Source organism: Mesorhizobium sp. M7A.F.Ca.CA.001.04.2.1 (assembly GCF_003998485.1).
Classification (GTDB): domain Bacteria; phylum Pseudomonadota; class Alphaproteobacteria; order Rhizobiales; family Rhizobiaceae; genus Mesorhizobium; species Mesorhizobium ciceri.
On sequence record NZ_RZQT01000028.1, the window covers coordinates 23,346 to 45,748 of the forward strand.

The 22,403-nt window shown below is 62.4% G+C and carries 24 protein-coding genes; 15 read left to right on the top strand and 9 right to left on the bottom strand.

Annotated features, from left to right (window positions below; all coding sequences use genetic code 11):
• Positions 1 to 168: 168 nt before the first annotated feature.
• The 5 genes from EN955_RS11685 to EN955_RS11705 all read left to right on the top strand — a co-directional run bounded on the left by EN955_RS11685 (position 169) and on the right by EN955_RS11705 (position 5,473).
• Positions 169 to 1,521 carry an extracellular solute-binding protein gene (locus tag EN955_RS11685; RefSeq protein WP_024502298.1) on the top strand — a complete coding sequence of 451 codons (1,353 nt, stop codon included), beginning with the start codon at positions 169 to 171 and terminating at the stop codon, positions 1,519 to 1,521.
• 110 nt (positions 1,522 to 1,631) lie between these two features.
• Positions 1,632 to 2,570 (top strand): sugar phosphate isomerase/epimerase, encoded by a 939-nt coding sequence (locus tag EN955_RS11690; RefSeq protein WP_024502297.1) that lies wholly within the window; start codon positions 1,632 to 1,634, stop codon positions 2,568 to 2,570.
• Positions 2,567 to 3,502: a sugar ABC transporter permease gene (locus tag EN955_RS11695; protein ID WP_024502296.1), complete on the top strand. Its 936-nt coding sequence runs from the start codon at positions 2,567 to 2,569 to the stop codon at positions 3,500 to 3,502. The genes EN955_RS11690 and EN955_RS11695 overlap by 4 nt, the downstream gene beginning before the upstream one ends.
• A complete protein-coding gene (locus EN955_RS11700) occupies positions 3,502 to 4,401 on the top strand; it encodes a carbohydrate ABC transporter permease (protein WP_024502295.1) in 900 nt (299 codons plus the stop codon). Before EN955_RS11695 ends, EN955_RS11700 begins: the two co-directional genes overlap by 1 nt.
• 1 nt (position 4,402) lies before the next feature.
• Positions 4,403 to 5,473, top strand: coding sequence for a Gfo/Idh/MocA family oxidoreductase (locus EN955_RS11705; protein ID WP_013530306.1), 1,071 nt, complete (start codon positions 4,403 to 4,405; stop codon positions 5,471 to 5,473).
• Here EN955_RS11705 and EN955_RS11710 read toward each other — a convergent pair.
• Both EN955_RS11710 and EN955_RS11715 read right to left on the bottom strand, forming a co-directional pair.
• Entirely contained in the window at positions 5,470 to 6,276 is an 807-nt protein-coding gene (locus EN955_RS11710; RefSeq protein WP_024502294.1) for an SDR family NAD(P)-dependent oxidoreductase, read from the bottom strand. The two genes, EN955_RS11705 and EN955_RS11710, sit on opposite strands and share 4 nt — an antisense overlap.
• Entirely contained in the window at positions 6,273 to 7,127 is an 855-nt protein-coding gene (locus tag EN955_RS11715; RefSeq protein ID WP_024502293.1) for an NAD(P)-dependent oxidoreductase, read from the bottom strand. The genes EN955_RS11710 and EN955_RS11715 overlap by 4 nt, the downstream gene beginning before the upstream one ends.
• A 232-nt stretch (positions 7,128 to 7,359) precedes the next feature.
• Here EN955_RS11715 and EN955_RS11720 point away from each other — a divergent pair, with 232 nt between their 5' ends.
• From EN955_RS11720 to EN955_RS11730, 3 genes are read left to right on the top strand one after another with little or no spacing between them, the layout of a single operon-like run.
• Positions 7,360 to 8,004 (top strand): isochorismatase family cysteine hydrolase, encoded by a 645-nt coding sequence (locus EN955_RS11720; RefSeq protein WP_024502292.1) that lies wholly within the window; start codon positions 7,360 to 7,362, stop codon positions 8,002 to 8,004.
• A 48-nt stretch (positions 8,005 to 8,052) separates the two neighbouring features.
• A complete protein-coding gene (locus tag EN955_RS11725) occupies positions 8,053 to 8,604 on the top strand; it encodes a MarR family winged helix-turn-helix transcriptional regulator (RefSeq protein ID WP_024502291.1) in 552 nt (183 codons plus the stop codon).
• A gap of 44 nt (positions 8,605 to 8,648) precedes the next feature.
• Entirely contained in the window at positions 8,649 to 9,842 is a 1,194-nt protein-coding gene (locus EN955_RS11730; RefSeq protein WP_024502290.1) for an amidohydrolase family protein, read from the top strand.
• Positions 9,843 to 9,883: 41 nt separating this feature from the next.
• On the opposite strand, the gene EN955_RS11735 is transcribed toward EN955_RS11730, so the two are convergent.
• Positions 9,884 to 10,342: a MarR family winged helix-turn-helix transcriptional regulator gene (locus EN955_RS11735; RefSeq protein ID WP_013530300.1), complete on the bottom strand. Its 459-nt coding sequence runs from the start codon at positions 10,340 to 10,342 to the stop codon at positions 9,884 to 9,886.
• Positions 10,343 to 10,404: 62 nt separating this feature from the next.
• Here EN955_RS11735 and EN955_RS11740 point away from each other — a divergent pair, with 62 nt between their 5' ends.
• Entirely contained in the window at positions 10,405 to 10,695 is a 291-nt protein-coding gene (locus tag EN955_RS11740) for a DUF1330 domain-containing protein (RefSeq protein ID WP_013530299.1), read from the top strand.
• A 213-nt stretch (positions 10,696 to 10,908) separates the two neighbouring features.
• Here EN955_RS11740 and EN955_RS11745 read toward each other — a convergent pair whose 3' ends face one another.
• Together EN955_RS11745 and EN955_RS11750 are read right to left on the bottom strand one after the other, a co-directional pair.
• Complete coding sequence (locus tag EN955_RS11745; RefSeq protein ID WP_024502289.1) at positions 10,909 to 11,493, bottom strand: amino acid synthesis family protein; 585 nt, start codon at positions 11,491 to 11,493, stop codon at positions 10,909 to 10,911.
• Positions 11,490 to 12,074: an amino acid synthesis family protein gene (locus tag EN955_RS11750; RefSeq protein ID WP_024502288.1), complete on the bottom strand. Its 585-nt coding sequence runs from the start codon at positions 12,072 to 12,074 to the stop codon at positions 11,490 to 11,492. The genes EN955_RS11745 and EN955_RS11750 overlap by 4 nt, the downstream gene beginning before the upstream one ends.
• A 253-nt stretch (positions 12,075 to 12,327) precedes the next feature.
• Here EN955_RS11750 and EN955_RS11755 point away from each other — a divergent pair, with 253 nt between their 5' ends.
• From EN955_RS11755 to EN955_RS11780, 6 genes are all read left to right on the top strand, one after another.
• Positions 12,328 to 13,332 (top strand): BMP family ABC transporter substrate-binding protein, encoded by a 1,005-nt coding sequence (locus EN955_RS11755; RefSeq protein WP_013530296.1) that lies wholly within the window; start codon positions 12,328 to 12,330, stop codon positions 13,330 to 13,332.
• 88 nt (positions 13,333 to 13,420) lie between these two features.
• Positions 13,421 to 14,998, top strand: a complete 1,578-nt coding sequence (locus EN955_RS11760; RefSeq protein WP_024502287.1) for an ABC transporter ATP-binding protein — start codon at positions 13,421 to 13,423, stop codon at positions 14,996 to 14,998.
• The gene (locus EN955_RS11765; RefSeq protein WP_024502286.1) at positions 14,995 to 16,035 is read left to right on the top strand and encodes an ABC transporter permease; all 1,041 of its coding nucleotides are present in this window, start codon (positions 14,995 to 14,997) and stop codon (positions 16,033 to 16,035) included. Before EN955_RS11760 ends, EN955_RS11765 begins: the two co-directional genes overlap by 4 nt.
• On the top strand, positions 16,023 to 17,009 hold the full coding sequence (locus EN955_RS11770) for an ABC transporter permease (protein ID WP_013530293.1): 987 nt from the start codon (positions 16,023 to 16,025) through the stop codon (positions 17,007 to 17,009). The genes EN955_RS11765 and EN955_RS11770 overlap by 13 nt, the downstream gene beginning before the upstream one ends.
• A gap of 11 nt (positions 17,010 to 17,020) precedes the next feature.
• On the top strand, positions 17,021 to 18,034 hold the full coding sequence (locus EN955_RS11775; RefSeq protein WP_024502285.1) for a nucleoside hydrolase: 1,014 nt from the start codon (positions 17,021 to 17,023) through the stop codon (positions 18,032 to 18,034).
• On the top strand, positions 18,031 to 18,978 hold the full coding sequence (locus EN955_RS11780) for a nucleoside hydrolase (protein ID WP_024502284.1): 948 nt from the start codon (positions 18,031 to 18,033) through the stop codon (positions 18,976 to 18,978). The genes EN955_RS11775 and EN955_RS11780 overlap by 4 nt, the downstream gene beginning before the upstream one ends.
• Before the next feature lie 19 nt (positions 18,979 to 18,997).
• Here the strand turns inward: EN955_RS11780 and EN955_RS11785 are convergent, their stop codons facing one another.
• The 4 genes from EN955_RS11785 to EN955_RS11800 all read right to left on the bottom strand — a co-directional run bounded on the left by EN955_RS11785 (position 18,998) and on the right by EN955_RS11800 (position 22,389).
• Entirely contained in the window at positions 18,998 to 20,140 is a 1,143-nt protein-coding gene (locus tag EN955_RS11785; RefSeq protein WP_024502283.1) for a hypothetical protein, read from the bottom strand.
• Positions 20,141 to 20,328: 188 nt separating this feature from the next.
• Entirely contained in the window at positions 20,329 to 20,850 is a 522-nt protein-coding gene (locus EN955_RS11790) for a prepilin peptidase (RefSeq protein ID WP_024502282.1), read from the bottom strand.
• A 1-nt stretch (position 20,851) separates the two neighbouring features.
• On the bottom strand, positions 20,852 to 21,394 hold the full coding sequence (locus EN955_RS11795) for a tetratricopeptide repeat protein (RefSeq protein ID WP_024502281.1): 543 nt from the start codon (positions 21,392 to 21,394) through the stop codon (positions 20,852 to 20,854).
• Positions 21,395 to 21,447: 53 nt separating this feature from the next.
• Positions 21,448 to 22,389, bottom strand: coding sequence for a type II secretion system F family protein (locus tag EN955_RS11800; RefSeq protein ID WP_032898852.1), 942 nt, complete (start codon positions 22,387 to 22,389; stop codon positions 21,448 to 21,450).
• Positions 22,390 to 22,403 lie beyond the last annotated feature (14 nt).

The following is a 22,403-nucleotide window of genomic DNA, read 5'->3' on the forward strand; positions in this document are numbered from 1 at the left end:
TCGAACACCGCACGGGCCACGCCGAACACGAAAGGGGGCGGTGCGATCGATGAAATAATAGGCATTCTTGCCGATTGACAAAAACATCAACAGGCGACCAAGATCATATGACCATCAACGATATTGGTCCCGAGGTTGCCCCTCGGCATTGGCGTAAAGGAGAGCCAGATGCCCCTTCAGCAGAGAGTGACCCATCGTCCGAAACAACGTCCCGCCGCTCCCATCCTTGCCGCCGCACTGCTAGGCCTCGGCCTGATTACAGTGCCCGGCATCGGCCACGCCGAAGGGATCACGCTCAAGATTTTCGGCGGCTCGGCGCTCGACGAACTCGCGCCGCGTCAGCCGCCGGACGAGCAGAAGAAAATCCAGCAGCAGGTTATCGACGGCTTCCTCAAGGCCAACCCCGACGTCGCCGCGATCGAGTGGGATGCCCAGGGGCCACAAACCGATTCCATTCAGCGCGTGATGACCGCAAAACTTGCAAATCAGGAAATGGATCTGATCGCCTGCCCGGCCTTCTACACCAATGGTGCCTATGTCAGGCGCAAACTGGTGATGCCGATTACCGACAAGATCAAGCCGTTCCAGGACAGGATCGACGCCGCTGCACTTGGCGCCTTCACGGTCAACGGGCAAGTCTATGGCGTGCCGATCTCGACGCTGTCGACATCGACGATCTTCTACAATGTCGATCTCTTTCAGAAGCTCGCCATTCCTGTCCCGCCAACCTATGACGACCTGAAGGCAGCCGTGCCGAAGTTCAAGACCGCGGGCGTGATCCCTTTGCTGCATCAGGGCTCGAACACCGTGATGTGGCCGATGTGGTACTTCGAGACCTTTTCGCAGGCATCGGGCGACTCGGTCGGCAAGACGCAGAAGAACCTCGAGGGCACGGCGAAGTTCACCGACGCGCCCGATGTCGAGGGGTTCAAGCTGATCAAGCAATGGGTCGATGATGGCATCCTTTCCAAGGATTCGCTTTCCGTCGACCAGGACGGCATGCGTGCGGCCTTCGCCGCCGGCAAGAGCGCCATGTATTATGGCGGCACCTGGGAAATCCCGTCGCTCCAGTCGAGCGTCAAGGACTTCAAATGGGGCGTCTTCGCCTTTCCGAAAATGGACGGAACGCCGGGCGCGCCTGGCCATGGCGGCGGTGCCGACAACGGCATGTGCGTCGCCTCCTCGATCCCGCCCGAGAAGCTCGATGCCGCGGTCAAATTCATCGAATATCTGACACGGCCTGAAGTCGCGACGCTCTACCTCGCGCCGGAACAGCCGATCGCGGCCTCGATCAAGGGCGTGCCGCAGGTCGACGATGCCTATGCCGTCGAACTGCGCAAGCAGGCCTTCCCGAACACGATCAAGTTCCTCGACTGGATCTGGCCATCGGAGGTCGCGAGCGCCACGGCTTCGGCAATCGCCGGCATCGTCGGCGGCACCACGACGCCCGAAGACGCCGCCGCATCGATCCAGACCATCTTCGACGACCTCAAGGCCCAGGGCAGCTGGCCGCCCAAATGAGGCCCTGAAGTAGCGCCTGCAAGCGAGCGCCCATCCAGCCGGGCTGATGCGCCAGGAAAGAAGAACAGAGGCTGCCTGCTTCGGGCAGCCTCGCCCATCGGAGAGAACACATGACGACACATCGCGCCGAACGGCAGCGCTTCTCGATCGGTTACCATCTGAACAGCTGGGACCTGACCGGCCTTCCGCTCAGGCCAGCCATCAAGTTTCTCGCCGACCAGGGCTTCGGCTGGTTCGAGATCCTCGCCTTCACCAGCCTGTCGGACCAGTACGCCCGCAAATACATGCAGCTCGGCAATCAGGCGCCGATGGGGGTGACCACCGACACCGACATCTTGCGGCGCTATGCGCTGCTGTCGGAAGGCCAGAGCGAATATGGCATCAAGCTCTCCTCCTTCTACGTCAATGCGATCTTCACCAACCCCGTCGCCTGGCCTTATGAACGTGACGTGCTCGTCGGGCTGACCAGGATGTTGAAGGGCTTTGGCTCACCGGTGCTGGTTCTCGGCGGCGGTCCCTCGGAAGCCGCTGCCGGGGCGCACACGGCCGACGACTACCGCGCCTTCTGCCGGGCGCTCGAGGATATCGGCAGGCGGACGAAGGACCTTGGCATCGAGACGGTCTATCACCCGCACCTCGACACCTTCATCGAGCGCCGCGACCAGCTCGATCGCATGATGGATGAATTGGATACCAACCTCGCCGGCCTGTGCATCGATCCGGCGCATCTCGCCCACACCAATTCCGATCCGGTCGACGCGGTCAAGACCTACATTTCGGCCGTGCGCTATATGCATTTCAAGGACACCAGGGTTGATCCGGCGCTGAAGGGCTATGACCGCTATGGCGCCTTTTGCGAGCTCGGCGCCGGGGTCGTCGATCTTGCCGGCATCGCCGACGCCCTGCTGGAGGCAAACTACGATGGCCTCGCCATCATCGAGCTGGATGCGTCCAAGAAGACAGCAGAGCAAAGCACGCTCGAGAGCATCGCCTATATCAGGGACACGCTCGGGCTGGTGCTGACCCCGCAAGGCGCGAAGGCCTCATGAGCACGCGACCGCAAGAGGCGGCTCCTGTTTCGAGCCGATCCGGCACCTGGCGCTTCGACGCCGGGGACGGGGCTACGGCCTTCGTCATGATCCTGCCCGCCGCGATCCTCTTCGGTCTTTTCTACCTCTGGCCGTTCGTCAACGGCTTCTGGCTCAGCCTGCACAATTGGGACGGGTTTTCCGACCCGACATGGGCGGGCTTTTCCAACTACATGCGGCTGGCGCATGATCGCACCTTCCTCGGCGCGCTGCGCAACAATTTGATTTTCGTCGTTGCCGTCGTGGTCCTGAAAAACGCGCTCGGCCTCGGGCTGGCGCTGCTTCTGAACCGGGCGCTGCTTGGCCGCGCCTTCTTTCGCGCCGCCGCCTTCGTCCCGGTGACGATGTCCTTCGTCGCCGTCGGTCTGCTCTGGTCCTGGATCTACAATCCCGTCTTCGGCCTGCTCAACAGCGGGCTCGATCTCATCGGCCTCGCCGGGCTGAAACGATCATGGCTCGGCGACGCCGACATCGCGCTCTACTCGATCATCGTCGTCGATGTCTGGAAATGGCTCGGCTTCCATGCCGTCATCTATCTGGCCGGGCTGCAGACGATCCCCTCGGAGCTTTATGAATCGGCGAAGATGGACGGCGCCGGCCCCTTGCAGCGCTTCCGGCACGTCACCGTTCCGATGATGATGCCGATCATCTTCATCAACACCATCCTCGGCCTTTCCGGCGCCTTCGTGCGCAATTTCGACATCGTCTATGTCTTGACCAAGGGCGGCCCGAACCACGCCACCGAAGTGGTGCTCACCTACATGATGAGCAAGGCCTTCCAGGACGGCGCCATGAGCTACGCCGCTGCGATCGGCTATGTTCTCTTCATGATCGTCGGGCTGGCCAGCGTCGGCCTGCTGGCGCTGATGCGGCGGCAAAGGCTCGACGTCTGATGAGAGCCGCCAACCTTTCGCTGAACGATGGCGCCGCCGGCTCTCGCCGTCGCGGGCTCGTGCAGCGCCTCGGCATGCGCGGCATCCTCGAACTTGGCGGCATCTATGCCGCGCTCATTCTCGTGCTCTTCGAGACCCTTTATCCGCTGCTTTGGGTGCTGTTCGGTTCGCTCAAGACCAAGCAGGAAATGCTCAGCAATGTCTGGGGTCCGCCATCGAGCCTGGTGCTGCAGAACTATGCCGATGCCTGGCGGATCGCCGGCATGGGATCGCGCATCGTCAACAGCATCTTCGTCACCGGCTCGGCATTGATCATCCTGGTGGCCGTCGCGACGCCGTGCGCCTATGCGGTGGCGCGTCTTCGTTTCCCCGGACGCGGTCTTGTGGTCGCAGTCGCGGTTGCGGCCATGCTGGTGCCGCCGCAGGTGATGGCCATTCCGCTGTTCCTGGTGGCGCGCGATCTCGGCCTGATAAACAGCCGGCTCGGCATTGCCTTCATCTATGCCGCGACCTCGCTGCCGCTTTCGGTCTTCATTCTGCGCAGCTTCTTCATCACGTTGCCGGCCGACCTCGAAGATGCCGCGCGCATCGATGGCGCCAGCCGGTTCGAGATCCTGATCCACATCATGCTGCCCCTGGTGCGGCCGGGCGTGGCGCTGATCCTCATCTTCGGCTTCATCGAGATCTGGAACGATTTCTTCCTGGCCTTCCTGCTGTTGCGCGACCCTTTGGTGCAGACCATCCCGCTTGGGCTGGTCAGCTTCTTCCAGCAATACGACTCGCTCTGGACGCTCTATTTCGCCGCGTTGACGATCACGACACTGCCGGTGATCGTCGTCTTCGTCGCCATGCAACGGCAGTTCATCGCCGGCCTGACGGCCGGCGCCGTGAAGGGTTGACATGCAGGATCGCGTTATTGGCGTCGGCGTCATCGGCTGCGGCGAGATCGCCCAGCTGATGCACTTGCCTTATCTCATGGAGTTGCCGGCGTTTCGCATCGCCGCCTTGTGCGACATCTCTCCCGGCACGGTCGACAAGGTCGCGGAACATTATGGCGTCACTGCCAGATATACGGACCATCGCGCGCTGCTTGCCGATCCGAATGTCGATGCGGTCGTGATCTGCACCTACGATCATGGCGAGATGGTTGCCGATGCAATCCGCGCCGGCAAGCACCTGATCGTCGAGAAGCCGCTTGCCTTCACGCCCGAGGAGGCGCGCCCGCTGGTCGAGCAGGCCGAGCGGAGCGGCCTCGTCGCCCTTGTCGGCTACATGAAATTCTATGATCCCGGCTATGAGATCGGGCTGGAGCGCATCGCCGCCATCGGCCGGCCGAAATCGATCCATGTCCACGATTTCGCGGGCCGTTTCGACCGTTATGGCCAACTCTACACGCAGACCAGGGTCACCGACGTGCCGGCCGATGTGTTGGCGGCGGGACGCGAAACGGTCGCTCGGCGCATCGAGGCGGCGCTCGGTGTGGACCATGCCGGCTATCGCGATCTCTATCTTGTACTGCTCAGCCTCGCTAGCCACGACCTTGCCGTCATGCGCGGCGCTTTCGGCACGCCGGACTGCGTCGTGCATGCACAGCAGACCGGTCCCAACCAGCTGCTGGCCGTGCTCGATTATGGCGGCGTCCCTTGCCTCTTCGACATGGCGCTTGCCCAGTATGAATGGTGGGACGAGTGGATCCACGTGCATGGCGAGCGCGACGAGGTGCGGATCGAATTCCAGAACCCCTATTTCCGCAATGCCTCGGCGACTGTCCGGCTACGTGAAACGACAGGCGAGGCTGCATCCGAACGCGTTTTGCCTGGCGTTCCGGATACGTCGTTCCGCCGCGAATGGCTGCATTTCGCTGATTGCATTCTTGCCGGCGTTAAGCCGCGCACGCCGCTTTCGGGCGGGCTCGCCGATCTCGATCTTGCCGTTCGGATCATCCAGGCAATGCCGCCGAAAAGACTTTAGCGAAATTTCGGAAACGCACCGCCATCAGGGGCGTTGGCCCAGCTCTGCAAGGTCTGGCCGCCGTCGATCAGCCAATCCACGCCTGTGACGTGCCTCGCCTCGTCCGAGGCCAGGAAAGCCACGGCGGCCGCGACATCGTCCGGCTGGCCGATGCGGCGCAATGGAATGCGGTCGGCGAAATGCTGGACGCTGCTCTTGAATTCGCCGTCACCGGAAGCCGGCACGCCAAGCGTCGTCTCGATCACGCCGGGGCAAATGGCATTGACGCGTATGCCGTAGGGCGCGGCATCGAGCGCCGCAACCCGCGTCAGGCCGACCACGCCGTGTTTGGAAGCGACATAGCCGGCACCGCCCGAAAGGACGTCCCAACCGGCCATGGATGAGCCCATGTTGACGATCGAGCCACCGGTCCCCGCCTTGATCATCGCCCGAAGCGATGCCTGCAGGACGAGGAAGATACCGCGCAGATTGATACGGATGGTCGTATCCCAGTCCTCGACCGGCAGGTCGTGAACGGGAGCGACGACGCCGGAAATGCCGGCATTGTTGAACACCACGTCGAGGCCGCCGAACGTCTCGACGGTCGCCTCGACGGCGCGCCGCACATCCGCTTCATCGGTGACGTCGGCTTCGATGGCAATGGCGTTTTCACCCAGTGAGCGAGCCAGTTGCTGCGCCGCCGCGCCATTGCGATCGACAATGGCGACGCGCGCGCCTTCGTCAAGGAAACGCCGCACCGCCGCGCCGCCGATCGCGCCGGCGCCGCCAGTGACAAGGATCTTCTTCTGGTCGAATCGTTTCATCCCCCGGTCTCCGGCTTTGGATAGGAACGCCATGAATATTGTGGTTCGAAGCCGATCGTTTCGCGCGCATGGACCGTGTCGAGCACGGCGCCAAAGCCGGCGATCGGCCGCGATAGAGCGACATCGGGATAGACCCGGCGCACGAGCGCTTCGGTTTCCTCTTCCATGAAGGTGTCGGCGGCGCTGAGCAGGACGCGCAGATGGCCGTCGCCTTGCCATTCAAGCGCCCGCAGGAAGCCCTGCCCGGCGTCGCGCGCGTCGAGATAGGCCCACAGGTCGCGGGCACTGTCGGCCGTGGCGCGGCGCGGCCCGACGCCCTCGAAAAATGACCCCGGCGTCTGTATCCACGGCATGCGAATACTGACCGCCGAAAAAGCGCCGCGGCGCACCGCCGCGTCGACGATTTCCTCGCCCAGCCATTTCGACAGGCCGTACGGGTCCTGCGCGCCGACCGGGTGGTCCAGGTCGACCGGCAGATAGGGCGGCCGCACAGGTTTTTCGAAAAAGGGATAGCCGAAAACGCTGAAGGATGAGGCATAGATGAAGCGCCTAGCGCCGGCCATGGCGGCTGCCTCGACCACATTGTAGGCGGTCGCGATGTTGGTCTTGAACACCTCGCCGCCGGCCCGGCCGGTCGGCCGCGGAATGGCCGCGACATGCACAACGGCATCGCAATCGCGCACCAGCTGCAGTGTCGATCCCAGATCGGTCAAATCGGCGGTTGCGTGGCGCCATGCGACCTCACCCGGCACCACGGCATCGACACCAAGCACATCGTGGCCGGCCGCAACCAGAGCCTCGGCCACATGGCGGCCAAGCAGGCCGCTGGCTCCGGTGACGATGGTTTTCATATCTCGGCCTCGGCTCCGCAATTCAGCGGCTTGAATATCATTGATGGTCATACAAATCGAGCACATGCCTGACAAGCGTTGTCAAGGCCATTTCGCGATGGGCAAATAGCGCATACGCTTGTCGGAGCGCGGTGCGCAAGGCCGACCAGCACGCTTTGCGTCGAACGGGATTGACTTGGCATCCACTAGGGTTTTTTGTATGAGCATCAACGATCGGTCAAAGGAGCTCGCCATGTCCGTGGACAGTTTTTCCTCACATCGGCACGATGATGCGGTGCGCCTCGATCCACGCCGTGCGGCCATTATCGTCATCGATATGGTCAATGAGTTCTGCAAGCCCGGCGGGGCCATGGTCCTGCCTGGGTACGAGACGCTGGTCGCGCCGCAACTGGCCGTGATCGAGGCCGCGCGCGCCGCCGGCGTGCCGGTGATCTGGGTCCATGACAGCCACCGGCCGGGCATGCGACGCGAGCGCGAATGGCTGAAGCGCACACCGCATTGCCTGGATGGAAGCTGGGGGCCGGAGATCATCGAGGATCTCGGCGCCCGCGATGATGAGATCCATGTCATCAAGCGGCGCTACTCGGCCTTCTTTCAAACCGACCTCGACCTGACGCTGAAAGACATGCAGGTCGACCAGTTGGTCATTTTCGGCGTGGTCACCAACATCTGCGTGCGCTCGACCGTCCATGACGCCTTTTTCCAGGGCTATGAGGTGGTGGTGCCAAGCGATTGCTGCGCAGCAACGGGACCCCGCGAGCAGGAAAGCTCGCTCTACGACATAGCGACCCATTTCGGCGTGGTCAGCGATTCGGCTGATGTCGTCGCAGCCCTCCGCGACGGGACGTCGCTTCAACCAGCGGAGGTCGCGGCTTGAGCTTTTCCAAACCGGCGACATCCGAGACAGCGGCGATAGGAGTCCGGTGTGACGACTGAAAAGAAACCGCAATCCGAAAAAGGCGCGACCTCGAAAACGCCGAGCGGCGATGCACCCCCGAGCCGCGAGCAAGTGCTGCAGCAATACGCCGAGACCGGCTATGAACTGGACCGTCACCCGGCGCACGTCATCCGCCGGGCGCATCAGCGCGCGACACTGCGCTTCCAGCAGGTCATGGCCGGCGAAGACCTTTCGCCAACGCAATTCGCGGCGCTCGCCACGATCCTCAAGCATGGCGAAGTCTCGCAGAACCATCTCGGCCGGCTGACGGCGATGGACCCGTCGACCATCAGCATCGTCATGCGCAAACTGCTCAAACACGGGCTGATCACGCGCAGCGCCTCCGAAACCGACCAACGCCTGACGATGATCGCGCTGACCAGCAAAGGAACCGACTATACGCTGGAGCGGCTCGAACGCAGCGTCGAGGTCGGGCGGCGGTTCCTGTCGCCGCTCTCCCCGGCTGAGCAGGCGACGCTGCTTCGCCTGCTCCAGCGCATCAATGACGACGACCCAACGAATGGCGACGGCGGCAAATAAGCCTCGTCCAGTCCTTTTTTCCATAACAGCAAAAGTGAGAACCGATGTCGTCCGACCTCCAGTCGTCTGCCAACACGCTCGTCGTCCGCAATATCGGTCTCATGCTGAGTGGCGATCTCGCACAACCGATCATCGACGCCGATACCATCGTCGTGAGCGATGGACGCATATCAGGCATTGGCAAGGCAGGCGACATTGATGGCGGCAGCGCGGCGACGATCATCGATGCGATGGGCTGCGCGGTCGCGCCGGGTCTTATCGACAACCACGCCCATCCGGTGGCCGGCGACTGGACGCCCCGGCAGAACCAGATCGGCTGGATGGACTCGACCGTGCATGGCGGCGTCACCACGATCATTTCGGCTGGCGAGGTCCACACACCGGGCCGACCGCGCGATCTTGTCGGGCTGAAGGCGCTGGCGATCGCTGCCCAACGCACCTTCTCCAACTTCCGTCCGAACGGCATGAAGATCCTGGCCGGGGCACCGATCCTGGAACCCGGCCTTACCGAGGAAGACTTCCGCAGTCTCGCCGAGGCCGGCGTGACGCTTGTCGGCGAAGTCGGGCTTGGCGGCGTCAAGGATGGGCCGACCGGCCGGAAGATGATCGCCTGGGCGCGCAAATACGGCATGACCTCGATGACCCACACAGGCGGCCCGTCGCTGCCCGGCTCCGGCCGCATCGGCGCGGATGTCGTGCTGGAGGTCGACGCCGACATCGTCGCCCACGTCAATGGCGGGCCAACCGCCCTGCCCGAGGCGGAAATACGGCAGATCTGCGAGAAGGGCTCGAGGGCGCTTGAGATCGTCCACAACGGCAATCTGCGCACCGGACTGTTCGTGCTCGACCTGGCAAGGCAGCGCGGCGAACTTTCGCGCGTCATCCTGGGCACGGACAGCCCGGCCGGATCCGGCGTGCAGCCGCTCGGTATCCTGCGGACCCTGACCATGCTGGCTTCGCTTGGTGGTATCGCGCCGGAAGTGGCGTTCTGTTTTGCCAGCGGCAACACGGTGCGCGTGCGCGGACTGGATGATCGCGGCATCATCGAGGTCGGGCGCGCCGCCGACCTGATCTTCATGGATCAAGCGATCGGCGGTGCCGGCGACGGGCTGCTCGACAGCGTGGCGCTCGGCAATCTTCCAGGCATTGGCATGGTCGTGATCGACGGCGAGGTGCGGACAGGCCGCAGCCGCAACACCCCGCCGGCGATACGGGTGCCGGAAATCGTCCCCAGTTGACGAGGTTCAGGGTATGTTGAGGTTCAGGTCGCGACGAGCCGTTATATGCGCGAAGTTTTTGCTGCCTCGGCCAGCTCGGCCATCAGCTTGCTAGCGGAACGCAGTTTTTCTTTGCCCAAGCGATTGGACAGTTCCGCTTTAGCCAAGTTCCACAACGGGAGCGCATCGACGACAAGCTTGCGCCCAGATATCGTTAGGCCAATCTGCTTTCCCAAGCGGCCGCGTCCGCCCTTTGAATGAACCAAAAGTTGCCCTTCCAAGTTCTGAAGATTTCGGCTCAGGGTCGTCGGGTCGACTCCCGCGCTGTTCGCAAGATCGACGAGTGTCGTTCCCTCAACCGCTCCGATGCCCACGAGGAGGCTGAACTGCTCGGCCGTCAGCCCGAGCGGTTTGAAGCAGGCGTTGTAATAGCGCGTGACCGCACGCGCCGTCGCACGAGCCTGAAAGCCCGGACACTCCGCCGCCACGCCTTTCAACGTTTCCGGATCAAAACCGCTCACGTCCGCCCTCTAGACAATTTCATCCTCGGATAATAGTGTATATGCATTATTAGGAGAATTCCATGCCAGCGTACGTGCATATCAATCTGCGCATCATCGACGCCGCCAAACAGGCGGCTGTCGCTCCGCGCTTTCAAGCGGCTCTGCAAGAGGCCGGCGGGCGCATCTTACATTTCGGCCCTGTTGCGCAGGTTCTTGAGGGCGAGGACGCGCCGCTCCCGATGGCCGGCGTATTTGAATTTGCAACCCTCGCTCAAGCGCTGGCGTTCTACAATTCCGAGAGATACGCGCCGATCAAGGCCGAGCGTCGGGAAGCCCAAGAGGCACGGATGTTCATAGTCGAAACCGGCTAAGAACGCCCTCGTCGAGTTGCATCATTTCGGACGCCAAACAGAACTCATCCGACGGCTGGAAACTGAACTCCGGTTCTATTTCTTCGACTTTTTTGTGTGTCGCAAATATCTTTATTTCTCAGAACCGGAGCGCAGCGTACTTTCGGGTACGCGAGCACGGGAAGCGCAGGAAATCAACGTTTGCAGGCCGGCATCGCCTGAATGTCGGTTATCCTAGCTGACGCCGTCCTTGCCGACGACCTTGTCTTTGGTCAGTCCGCCGACGCGCGGGTGCGGCCTGCCGGAATCGGTGACGGCGATAGCGACGACAATCTCGTCGGCACGCGGTGCGTCGGGAATACGAACTTCCATACCGTCGAAATGGCTGCGCACCCGCGCCGCATCCTTGTGACCGAGCGGAATATCGAGCGGCACGCCGAGGCCGCCGCGCTTCTTCGATGAAGGAATGAGCGCGGCGCCCTTGCCGAGCACATCGCGGAACGGGGCGCCGAGCTTTGGATGAAGGATGGCGGCGGCATGTTCGAGCTCGCCATCGGCGCCGACGGCGGCCGCCTTGCCGAAGCTCTCGACCCGGTCGCCGGCAATGCCCAGAGCAGCGACGGCGCGCCTGGGCAAGATATCTCCCAACGCTTCGCCGATGGCGCTGAGTGCCGACAGATCCTCAACGTAGGTACCCGCATAGGGGTTGCGGATGACCGCAATGGCTGCGGCACGCCGCGTCGGCGGATCGACAGGCCGCCCGCCTTCGATCCGGGTTTCCTCGACGATGGTGATGAAACGGCGGATTTCCGGGCTCATCGCAATCCGTCCTCGCCCTTGATGTCGGCGGCGGCAAGGCCGCCGACCCGTGCATGGACGCGTGCGCCGGTGGTCATCACCAGGATGACCGCCATTTCGTCGCTGCGCGGTGCATCGGCAATGCCGATCTCGATCGCATCGAAATGGCTGCGCACATAGGAGGCGTTTATGTGCGTGATCGGGATGTCGATGCGCGTTCCGGGGCCGCCGACTTTCTTGGTCGAAGGCACGATCGCCTTGGCATTGCCGAGCAGTTCGCGCATCGCGTAGCCGCCCGGATTGTGCCAGAGCGCGCCATGTTCAAGCTCGCCGGCGGCGCCGACTATGGCACCCTTGCCATAACCTTCGATGGCCTGGCCGCCCTCACCAATGACGTCGATCAGGCGCCGAGCCATATCGAGACCGAGCGGCTTCAGGTCTTCCATGAAGCCGGTGATCTCTTCGACATAGCGTCCGGCAAAAGGGTTGGCGATGACCGCGACGATCGCGCCTCGCTTGAGCGGGCGTGCCGCGTGGGGTCCGCCCTCATGGAATATCTCTTCGATCTGAACCAGAAATTTCCTGACCACCACAGCCGGCATTGTTCTCTTCCTTCATCCCGTCGTTCATAAAACTCGTTAGAGTATCAACAATTATGCCTATCGACATTTGTCAAGCACAGACGTCGAGCAAGCGGGCGAAGGGCCAAGAAAACTGCATCGGATGACGATTGACAGCCTGTTAAGCCGCTCCTAAACTCATATGACCATCAACGAACTCGCCGTTGTCCCGGCGATGTGTGGGGGATGGTCAAAGCGTGGCTTCAAAAGCTGAAAAAAGCTGAAGGGGAATGACATGAAAAGGGCGCTCAAGAGTTTATTCCTGGCCGGCACGATGCTTGCCATTTCGTTCGGACCGGCCGCCGCACAGGCCAAGGTTTCCGTGGCCGCCATCTCGGGATACTTTGCACAGGGTTTTGGCGTTTCGATCGTCAACGGCCTCAACAAGGCCAAGACCGATTTCGGCATCGATCTCAAGCTGGTCGACACCGGCAATCGCGCGCTCGACTACCAGCAGCAGTTCGAGAATCTTGCCAAGGGCAAACAGTACGACCTGATCTTCGTGATGGGCTGGGAGCTGGTGGACTCGCTGCAAAAGGTCAGCGCCGAATATCCTGACCAGCGCTTCGTGTTCATCGATGGCGTCCTCGACAACCCCAAGATGATCTACGCCAATTTCGCCGAGGAGCAGGGATCCTTCGTCGCCGGCGCGCTTGCCGGCATGATCGAAGCCAAGGGCACCGCCTTCGACAAGATCGGCGACGGCAAGGCCATCGGCTTTGTCGGCGGCCGCGATATCCCGGTGATCCGCAACTTCCTGGGCGGCTACGAGCAAGGCGCCAAATATGCCGCGCCCGACGTCAAGGTGAACTCCGTCTTCGCCGGAACCTTCGACGACCCGGCCAAGGGAAGCGAACTTGCCCAGGCGCTTTACGGCCAAGGCTCCGACATTGTCTACAACGTCGCCGGCCCGACGGGTGAAGGCGTGATGCAGGCAAGTGCCGCGGTCGACAAATATTCGATCGGCGTCGACATCGACATGTGCGGCTCGGCCCCCGGAAATGTGCTCGCCAGCATGCTGAAGCGCGGCGACATCGCCGTCTATACGTTGATCAAGGACGAGGTCGAGGGCCGCAAGATCACCGCCGGCACCCGCACTTTCGACCTCGCCTCGGGCGGTGTCGAGGTCAAGGTCTGCGATGACATCGCCGCCAAGATCCCGGCAGAGATGACCGCCAAGCTCGACGAGATCAAAAAGGGCATCGTCGACGGCAAGATCGTGATCGCCAAGGCGAAATAAGCCAACACCAGCGCCTCCCTCCCAAGAAAGCGCTAGACTGATCCGCCGCGGCTTGCCGCGGCGGATCAGTGTCCAATCTGCGAGAGCCATGTTGTCGAACACGCCGGGGTCGCCGACCCTCCACAGCAATGCCGCGATGGCCGTCGAGTTGACTGGCATCACCAAGCGTTTTGGCGCATTCGTCGCCAATGACGGCATCGATCTTGCGGTCCGCCGCGGCGAGATCCACGCCATCATCGGCGAGAACGGTGCCGGCAAGACGACGCTGATGAACATCCTGCTCGGCCTCTTGCAGCCGGACGAAGGCTCGATCCGGCTGAACGGTGAAGAGATCGTGATCGCCGACCCGTCCGTGGCGATAAAGGCCGGCCTCGGCATGGTTCACCAGCATTTCAAGCTGGTTCCCTCGCTCTCGGTTGCCGACAACGTCTTTCTCGGCATGGAAATCCGTCGCCATGGACTTATCGACCACGCTGCGCAGGTGGCGCGAACGCGCGACCTGTCGAAGCGCTTCGGCCTGCAGGTCGATCCGACCGAGCGCGTCGGGCTGCTCTCGGTCGGCATAGAGCAACGCATCGAAATCCTGAAGGTCCTGGTGCGCGGCGCGCGCACCATCATTCTCGACGAACCGACCGCGGTGCTGACGCCGCAGGAAAGCCGCGAACTGTTCCAGACGCTGCGCAGCTTCGTGGCCGAGGGCATGACGGTGATCTTCATTTCGCATCACCTGGAAGAAGTGATGGAAGTGTCCGACACGGTGACGGTGCTGCGCAACGGCAGGAAGGTGGCGACCCGGCCGACGGCCGAGCTCAGCAAGGACCAGTTGGTGCACATGATGGTCGGCCGCGAAGTCAGCTTCGACCGCCGGCCGCGCGCTTCGCTGCACGGGGACGTAGTGCTCCAAGTCAAGGATCTGTGGGCGCGCGACGATCGCCTGCTGCCGGCCCTTCGCGATGCCAGTTTCACGGTCCGCTCCGGCGAGGTGGTGGGGATCGCGGGTGTGGCCGGCAATGGACAGACGGAGCTGGCGGAAGTGCTTTCGGGCCTGCGGCCGGCAAGCCATGGCGGGGCTTGGCTGAAGGGCCAGAATCTCACCGCTCTCTCGCCCGCCGCGATCCGCCAGGCAGGCCTCGCCCATGTTCCAGGCGACCGCATGGTACGCGGGGTCGATCGCAACGCTTCGATAGCGGCCAACACCCTGATGGGCCGCCAGCATCGCGCACCATGGAGTCGTGGCGGCATGCTCAACTGGAATGCCATAAATCAAAACGCCGAAACGCTGATCAAGAGCTTCGATATTCGCGCGCGCGGACCGGGCGATGCGGTCAAGCGGCTTTCGGGCGGAAACATCCAGAAGGTCGTTCTGGCACGCGAATTCACCAATGGCGCCGATTTCCTGCTGATCGACCAGCCGACGCGCGGCGTCGACATCGGCGCCCAGGAGGCCATTCATGACGAGATCATGCGCCAGCGTGCCGCCGGCCGCGCGATCCTGCTGATTTCCGTGCAACTCGACGAACTGGCCGCCCTTGCCGACCGCATCCTGGTAATGTTCAACGGGCGGATCATGGGCGAGGTCTCTGGCGATGACGCCGACGAGGAGCGCATCGGCATGATGATGGCAGGCGTGGCCGCGCCGGAATTCGCCGCGGAGACCGCATCATGAGAGACCATTTGCATGCCGTTTCCGGCCAGGTCATCGCCATCGGCGTGGCACTGCTGATGGGCGCGATCATCATCCTCATGGTCGGCGAAAGCCCGGTGCGTGTGTTCATGACACTGTTGCGCGGCGCCTTCGGCGATCAGGAGAAGATTGCCGGGACCTTGCTGCAGACGACGCCGATCCTGATCTGCGGTGTCGCTGCCTGCATCGGCTTGCGCGGCGGCATGTTCAACGTCGGCATCGAGGGCCAGCTGTTCCTCGGCGGCTTCGCCGCCGCCTGGGTCGGCTTTGCCATGCCCCTGCCCGCGGGCATCCACACGCTGGCAGCACTGGCGCTGGCGGTCGTGGCAGGCGCGGCTTGGGTCGCCATCCCCGCCTATTTCCGCGCCCGCTACAACACCAACGAGGTCGTCTCGACGATCCTGTCGAACTACGTGGCGGTGCTGCTCACATCCTACTTCACCATCTTCCTGTTCAAGCGGCCGGGCGGCTGGTCGGAGACGCCGCCGATCCTGGCGACATCCTATCTGCCGGAGATCTTCGCCTTCTCGCGGTTGAACTGGGGCCTGGTCATTGGCCTGGTGCTGGCGGTCGGCGCGGCCCTTGTCTTCCGCTACACCAAATGGGGTTACGGCGTCACGATGGTCGGCTCGGCGCCGAAATTCGCCGAATATGGCGGCATCAACGTGAAACGGCAGGGCTTCCTGGTCCTGCTGCTTTCGGGGGCCGTCGGCGGGCTGGCCGGCGGTGTCGAGACGCTCGGCGTCCACCACCGCTTCATGGAAGGATTTGCTCCCGGTTTCGGCTTCGACGGGCTGATCGCCGCCCTGCTTGCCAATGGCTCGCCTGTCGCCACCATCTTCACCGCACTGTTCTTCGGCGCCCTGCGCAACGGATCGCTGCTGCTCGAGGTCGACACCAGCGCGTCGCGCGAAATCATCACCGTGATCCAGGCGCTGATCATCCTCAGCGTGTCGGCCCAGGTGCTGGTGAGAAAGCGTGGCGACAGCCAGGCAGGGGAGCGGCGATGGAAATTCTAGACAAGCTCATCAACGTCGCGCTGATCGCTGCGACGCTTCGCACCACCGCGCCCATCCTTCTGGTCGCGCTTGGCGGCTCGTTCACCACCAAGGCCGGCATCTTCAACATCGGCCTCGAGGGGCAGATGCTGGTCGGCGCCTTCTTCGCCGTCCTTGGTTCGATCTGGACAGGTTCCGCACTGGCGGGCGTCGCCTGCGGCGTTGCGGCGGCGCTCGTCTTCGCCCTGGTTTTTGCTGTCCTGGTGGTGAGCTTCAAGGCAAATGAAGTTGTCGTCGGGCTGGCGCTCAACATCCTGGCCGGCGGCATGACGATCTCGCTGATGAAAGCGATCTTCGGCACGCGCGGTTCGATCGTCGGTCACGGCATCGTCGGCCTGCCGAAAGTCCAGCTGCCCGGCGCCCGCGACCTTCTCGGCTCCTGGGCGCCGCTGATCTCCGGTTTCACGCCGCTCGTCTATGCCGCCTTCATCGCCGTGCCGCTGCTGGTCGTCTGCTACAACAGGACGCGGCTCGGCCTCTATATCCGCGTGGTCGGCGAAAAGCCGGAAGCCGCCGAGGCGCTTGGCATCTCGATCACCCGCGTCCGCTACATCGCATCCCTGCTGTGCGGATTGCTGGCGGGCCTCGCCGGCGCGCATCTGTCCCTCGGCTACATCACCATGTTCACCGAAAACATGTCGTCGGGCCGTGGTTTCATGGCGGTGGCGATCCTGATCTTTTCCAACGGCGATCCGCTGAAGGTGCTGGCCGGCTGCCTGCTGTTCGGCTTCGCCGATGCCTTTTCGTTGCGCCTGCAGACGTTTGGCTATCCGTCCTACCTGGTTCTCACCGTCCCCTATGTCGTCGCGCTGATCGCATTGTTCGCGCTGTCCTACCGGGCGCGCCCGAGGATCATCGCGGAGACGCTGGAATCGATGCGGAAGCTGCTGTCGGTAGACAGGAACACTGAACCCGGCGGCAAAAATCCCCAGTGAAGGAAGCCTTTATGGAACGCATAATCCTCGACGTGGATTCAGCCGGCGACGATATTCTCGCCGTGCTGTTTGCAGCGGTCAATCCCAAGCTCCGGCTTGAGGGCGTGACCACCGTGACCGGTGCGGCCGGCCCGATCGAACAGGTCACCAACGTCGTCCTCAACACGCTGACGCTCGCCGGGCGTAACGATATCCCGGTTCACGCCGGCGCGTGGCGGCCGATCGTCGGCAACGCCAAGGCCGACATGGAGGCGCCGGTGCATTTCGAAAAACGGCTTGTCGCCCGCTTCGGCGATCGCCTGAAGAAGTTCAACCCGCCGGCGCCGACGCCGGTGCGGCAGGCCACGTCGGGACATGCGGTCGATTTCATAATCGAGACGGTCATGGCCAATCCGGGCGAGATCACGCTGGTGACGACCGGCCCGCTGACCAACGCGGCGATGGCGCTGTTGCAGGAGCCGCGATTGACCGGTGCACTCAAGCGGCTGATCGTGCTCGGCGGCAATTTCCAGACGCCGGGCAACATCACACCCCTGTCGGAGTACAACATCTGGGCCGATCCGGAGGCCTCGCGCATCGTGCTCAACGCCGATGTCGAGAAGATCCTGGTCCCCCTCGACATCTGCGAGGACAACCGCGTCGCCGACTCGATGCTGACGCGCGACGACATCGCCGACATGCAGGCCGTCGCCAGGGACAATCCCGTCCTTGAGATGATCGCCGACAGCTTCCCGATCTACATCGACATCTGGCGCGAATTCTTCGACCTCGTCGGGTTCCCGATGGATGACGTGATCACCGTGGCGCTGGCTTTCGATCCCGGCCTGGCGACGATGACCGAGCCGCTGTTCGCCGACGTCGTGCTCGACGGCAGGCTGGCGCGCGGCCAGACCGTCGCCTATCGCGGCCGGCAATTGCTGCCCGGCGGCGGGCCCAAGACCACCCGCATCTGCACCGGCCTGGACGGCCGGCGTTTCCTCGACGGCTTCAAGAAAACCATAGCGCGCTACGAGCGGGCGGCGTGAAAGACGACATGATGACCAAGCCAACTCCTATCCTGTTCGACTGCGATCCCGGCCACGACGACGCCATCGCCCTGGTCATGGCGCATCGCTCGCCGGCCATCGAACTCATCGGCGTCACCACGACCTGCGGCAATGCGGAAGTCGAGAAGACGACCGCCAATGCCTTGCGCATCCTGGAGTATATCGGCGCCGGCGACGTGCCTGTCGCGCAGGGCTGTCACCGCCCGCTGGCGCGCCCGCTGGTGCTCGGCACCGCCGATGGCCCGAGCGGGCTCGAGGGCTCGCCCTACCTGCCGCAGGCGACGATCAAGCCGGTTGACCAGCATGCCGTCGATTTCCTGGCCGACAGGCTGCGCGCCGCGCCCGAACCGATCCTGGTCGTTGCCACCGGCCCGCTCAGCAATATCGGCCTGATGATCCTCAAGCATCGCGACGTGCTGCCCAAGATCAAGGAACTGATCTGGATGGGCGGCGTGTTCTACCGCAAGAGCGAGATCATCACGCCGACCGAATTCAACGCGTTCTGCGATCCCGAAGCGCTGAAGATCGTGCTGGACAGCGGCGTGCCGATCCTGATGGTCGGCCTCGACGTCACCATGCAGGTGCTGATCGAGGCGCCGCAATATGCCGAACTCGCCACCATCGACACGCCGCTCGGCCGGCTCGTCAACGACTGGCTGCTGTTCTACGAGAAGCTGCACCGCAACTCGATGGGCGTCGGCGGCGCCATGCACGATCCGCTGGCGCTGGCGCTGGCCATCGACCCGACATTGGTGCGCACGCGCCCTGCCCATATCGGCGTCGATCTGTCCGGCACCTACGCCTTCGGCGCGACCATCGCCGACTACTGGGGCGAGCGCGGTGAAAAGGACAATGCCCGCATCGCCCATGAGGTCGACGCGGACCGCTTCTTCAAGCTGATGTTCGATCTCCTGCGGGACTGAACATCCAACGGACTGAGGGTTAGCGGAACAGATATTTCGAGACTTCCGGGTTGCCGCGACGCCACATCACATTGTCCAGGAAGTAATGGTGCACGTTGATGAATATCCACGCGATGAAGAGGAAAAGCGACGAGCCGAGCACCTGTTTGTCGTAGGGAACCAGGGCACTCAGCGCCATCGGCACCAGCCAGAAACCGAGAGCACCGAGAATTGTGCCAGCGATGATGAATATCAGCACCCGCAGCCTGTACATCGGCCCAAGAATGGACAGCACCCTGAATTCCGGATCCTTGACGGCATCCGCGCGGTCGCGCTCGACATTGGTCTGGTAACGCCAGACCACCGCCAAATACTGCAACGAATGGAGCGCCGGTACCACGAGCAGCCAAAGCGGGTTCAATCTCACGAACAGAATCCAGGCATAGAGGGTCGTGACGTAAGCGACGACGCCGTTATACGGTAGCGCGCCGCCATGTTTGCGCCAGCGATTGACGAACATCACGGCGGTGGCCGCCGAGGAGGCAGCGGCGACCGCGAGCGCGATGTTGAGGAGCCAGGGCGGGACAGCGAATGTGTAGTAGTCCAGGCCCCAGTACTGCCTTTCGGTGATCACCACGTTTGTCTGGAGCCAGGCGAACAGCCACACGGCATATCCGTTGAACAGCAGCGCTTTCTTGTCCTGGTCGCTGAAGAATTTGCGCTTCAGCACCGCGTCCACCATCAGCATGCCATAGCCTTGCTTGACGTAGTGCCAGCCGACGAAAAAGCCCATCGCGTTGGTGGCATATCCCAGCAGGCGGGCGTTGCCGGTTACGGAGCCATAGGCGAAGAAAGCGACCATGATCATTGGGACGGCAATGCCCGCGATGATGTAGCGGATCTGGAGACTTCTGTCGTATCCGTCACCGCGCACCTTGCGTGCGAAATTGCGATAGAAAATCTGGTAGGAATGGGCAAAGTGCGGCTGGTTGATGAGATGCGACAGCAAGAACGCCGCCAGCGCCACGACGCCCTCATATTTGAGCGGCACGAAATACAGGACCGGCAGGATCAGGAACGCGCTCCCGCCGAGCATGAAAAAATCGATGAACGGACCAAACAGGTATTTCTGTGGAGGCGCCGCGACCGAGACCGGAGCATCCGCCGAAAGGTGAAGTGCCATGCTGCCTTCTCCCTGTGATTGTTTATCTAGCCATCAACCTGATAGGAATTTTTTCTTGACTCCCTGCCCTCAGCTATGGTACATTTTTGTCCATGGTGCTGATTTGCGCCAGCGACCCGCCGCACAGGCGGGTTTTTCGTTTAATACTCCCTCCACCTATGCGCCTGCGAAGGCTCCGAAGGAACCCATCAACCAGAACTGCTCGCCAACACCAAGTTCTTGTAGATCAGGAACGCCAGCGTACAGATCGCGGCCATCGAGATCGGCACCCCGAACGGTACGACGCCTTTGCGATCCATATGCTGGACGTAGAGCCGGAACGCCCCCTCAGGCAGCATGAACGGGGTTTTCACCACCATCACCGTGATCAGAGCAAAGACCAGCAACAACATGGAAAACAGGACGAGACTGCTGCCCCCGATCAGGAACGGCATGACCGCCATCAGCTTGACATCGCCGGCGCCGATCTTGCGCAAGGCCCAGAATGGGAAGAGTGCGACAAACAGGAGAAGCCCGGCAAGGGCGCTCAGCCCCATGTCCCACCACGACCCGGATTGGAGCGACAGCAACAGCAAGCCCCCCGCACCCAGGCAGAGCAGCAGCAGCACGTCACGATTGGAAATCTTCTGGGCGGTGAAATCGACCCACGCAATCCTTGCCAGCAAAGGGATGGCGAGCGCCTTCAGCAGCAGTGCTTCGACGAGCAGCATGCTAGCGCTCGATATTCTGCACGCTGGACGACAGCAGCTTCAGATTGTTGGCGACGGTCGGGTCGTTGGGCGCCAGTTCGTAAGCCTTGAGGAAGTTCGAGCGGGCATCCTGCAACTTGCCGCGCAGCAGATAGGAATAGCCGACATTGTTGTAATATTCGGGCGTCGCGCCGCCCAGCTTGAAGGCCCTGGCATAGGCCCGGTCGGACAGGTCGAAACGGTGGATCCGGTCGGTGCAGGCGGCCAGCCCCATCCAGGCGTTGCCGTCATTGGGCGCCAGTTGCGTCGCCTTGAAGAACAGCGCGCCGGCATTGCCGTAATTTTCGGCGCGGAACTGGTTCTTGGCCTCCGCGACGGCCTGGTCGGAGGCGTAATACTCGACGTCGCTGACCGTTTTCAGCCCGTCGAAAGCATCGCCAAAGGACGTCACGTCGCCCTTCGACGGCTCATTCGTGCGCACGACACCGTCGGTTGTGTCCGCCGTCTGGCAGCCGGCAAGCACCGCCATGAGCAGACAGGCCGCGGCCGCGATAACCCTCTTCATAGATGTGTCCCCTGGGGTTCCCGACTCACATTAGGACCAAATGATATACCAAACTAGAAGAAAACGCCTTTCATTCGGATGATCAGCGGCAACATGATAACCATCATCACGACTGGGAAGATGCAAAGCCCGAGCGGGATCATCATTTTGACAGGAAGCGCGTTGGCACGTTCTTCGGCATGCAAGATCCGCTGGCTGCGCATCTCGTCGCTGTAGATGCGCAAGGCTTCCGTCAGGCTGGTGCCCAGCTCTTCCGATTGCCGGAACAGCACCGACAGCGCACGTGCCTCCTCCAGACCGATACGATCTGAGAGTTCCTTCAGAGCCTCACGCAGGGGTTTACCCGCTCGCAACTGCAAAGTCATGATCGACAACTGGATGCCGAGCCATTTGTGCGTGCCGGCAAGTTCGGCGCCGACGCGCTCCACGGCCGCTTCGAGGCTCATGCCGGCATCAGCACAGGTTATCATCATGTCCATGAAATCGGGGAAACCGCGGCGGTAGACCTGTTTCTGTCCATTTTCGAATCGATCGAGTGCAATGCTGGGAATGACCAAGCAACCAAGCCCGATCAATGCTGAACCGGCGAACGCCACGAAGCCGGGTATCCTTGGCGGTAGCACGGCACTCAAAATGGCATAGCAAGCGAGAAAGCCGATACATACTGCACTGAGACGAGACAACGTATAGATTATAGGCGCGCTTGGTTGATGAAATCCGGCTCGAAACAGTTTCGCTTCCAGCGCATTCGGTTCGCCGCGTTCCTTTTCCAAAGCTCGGAAATAGGCATCGACAGGCCGCTGCGCGGAGATCTTGTTGAGTTCCTGCTGCGCGTAAAGCGACCGGCGATTGGTCCCCTCAGACAAGAGGCTCTGAGCAACCAGCCTCCTTGTCTGGATGGCCGGCATGACAACCAAGGCACCCAACACAAACAGCGCCGCAGCTGCCAGGAAGACGGCAAGGGATAGAAGAATGGCTGGATCTTCGAGACTCATTAGAATTTCCACGC

Excerpts from the sequence above, each read along its gene's own strand:
- EN955_RS11685 (WP_024502298.1), top strand. The coding sequence starts at position 169 with ATGCCCCTTCAGCAGAGAGTGACCCATCGTCCGAAACAACGTCCCGCC.
- EN955_RS11690 (WP_024502297.1), top strand. The coding sequence starts at position 1,632 with ATGACGACACATCGCGCCGAACGGCAGCGCTTCTCGATCGGTTACCAT.
- EN955_RS11695 (WP_024502296.1), top strand. The coding sequence starts at position 2,567 with ATGAGCACGCGACCGCAAGAGGCGGCTCCTGTTTCGAGCCGATCCGGC.
- EN955_RS11700 (WP_024502295.1), top strand. The coding sequence starts at position 3,502 with ATGAGAGCCGCCAACCTTTCGCTGAACGATGGCGCCGCCGGCTCTCGC.
- EN955_RS11705 (WP_013530306.1), top strand. The coding sequence starts at position 4,403 with ATGCAGGATCGCGTTATTGGCGTCGGCGTCATCGGCTGCGGCGAGATC.
- EN955_RS11710 (WP_024502294.1), bottom strand. The coding sequence starts at position 6,276 with ATGAAACGATTCGACCAGAAGAAGATCCTTGTCACTGGCGGCGCCGGC.
- EN955_RS11715 (WP_024502293.1), bottom strand. The coding sequence starts at position 7,127 with ATGAAAACCATCGTCACCGGAGCCAGCGGCCTGCTTGGCCGCCATGTG.
- EN955_RS11720 (WP_024502292.1), top strand. The coding sequence starts at position 7,360 with ATGTCCGTGGACAGTTTTTCCTCACATCGGCACGATGATGCGGTGCGC.
- EN955_RS11730 (WP_024502290.1), top strand. The coding sequence starts at position 8,649 with ATGTCGTCCGACCTCCAGTCGTCTGCCAACACGCTCGTCGTCCGCAAT.
- EN955_RS11740 (WP_013530299.1), top strand. The coding sequence starts at position 10,405 with ATGCCAGCGTACGTGCATATCAATCTGCGCATCATCGACGCCGCCAAA.
- EN955_RS11745 (WP_024502289.1), bottom strand. The coding sequence starts at position 11,493 with ATGAGCCCGGAAATCCGCCGTTTCATCACCATCGTCGAGGAAACCCGG.
- EN955_RS11750 (WP_024502288.1), bottom strand. The coding sequence starts at position 12,074 with ATGCCGGCTGTGGTGGTCAGGAAATTTCTGGTTCAGATCGAAGAGATA.
- EN955_RS11755 (WP_013530296.1), top strand. The coding sequence starts at position 12,328 with ATGAAAAGGGCGCTCAAGAGTTTATTCCTGGCCGGCACGATGCTTGCC.
- EN955_RS11760 (WP_024502287.1), top strand. The coding sequence starts at position 13,421 with ATGTTGTCGAACACGCCGGGGTCGCCGACCCTCCACAGCAATGCCGCG.
- EN955_RS11765 (WP_024502286.1), top strand. The coding sequence starts at position 14,995 with ATGAGAGACCATTTGCATGCCGTTTCCGGCCAGGTCATCGCCATCGGC.
- EN955_RS11770 (WP_013530293.1), top strand. The coding sequence starts at position 16,023 with ATGGAAATTCTAGACAAGCTCATCAACGTCGCGCTGATCGCTGCGACG.
- EN955_RS11775 (WP_024502285.1), top strand. The coding sequence starts at position 17,021 with ATGGAACGCATAATCCTCGACGTGGATTCAGCCGGCGACGATATTCTC.
- EN955_RS11785 (WP_024502283.1), bottom strand. The coding sequence starts at position 20,140 with ATGGCACTTCACCTTTCGGCGGATGCTCCGGTCTCGGTCGCGGCGCCT.
- EN955_RS11790 (WP_024502282.1), bottom strand. The coding sequence starts at position 20,850 with ATGCTGCTCGTCGAAGCACTGCTGCTGAAGGCGCTCGCCATCCCTTTG.
- EN955_RS11795 (WP_024502281.1), bottom strand. The coding sequence starts at position 21,394 with ATGAAGAGGGTTATCGCGGCCGCGGCCTGTCTGCTCATGGCGGTGCTT.
- EN955_RS11800 (WP_032898852.1), bottom strand. The coding sequence starts at position 22,389 with ATGAGTCTCGAAGATCCAGCCATTCTTCTATCCCTTGCCGTCTTCCTG.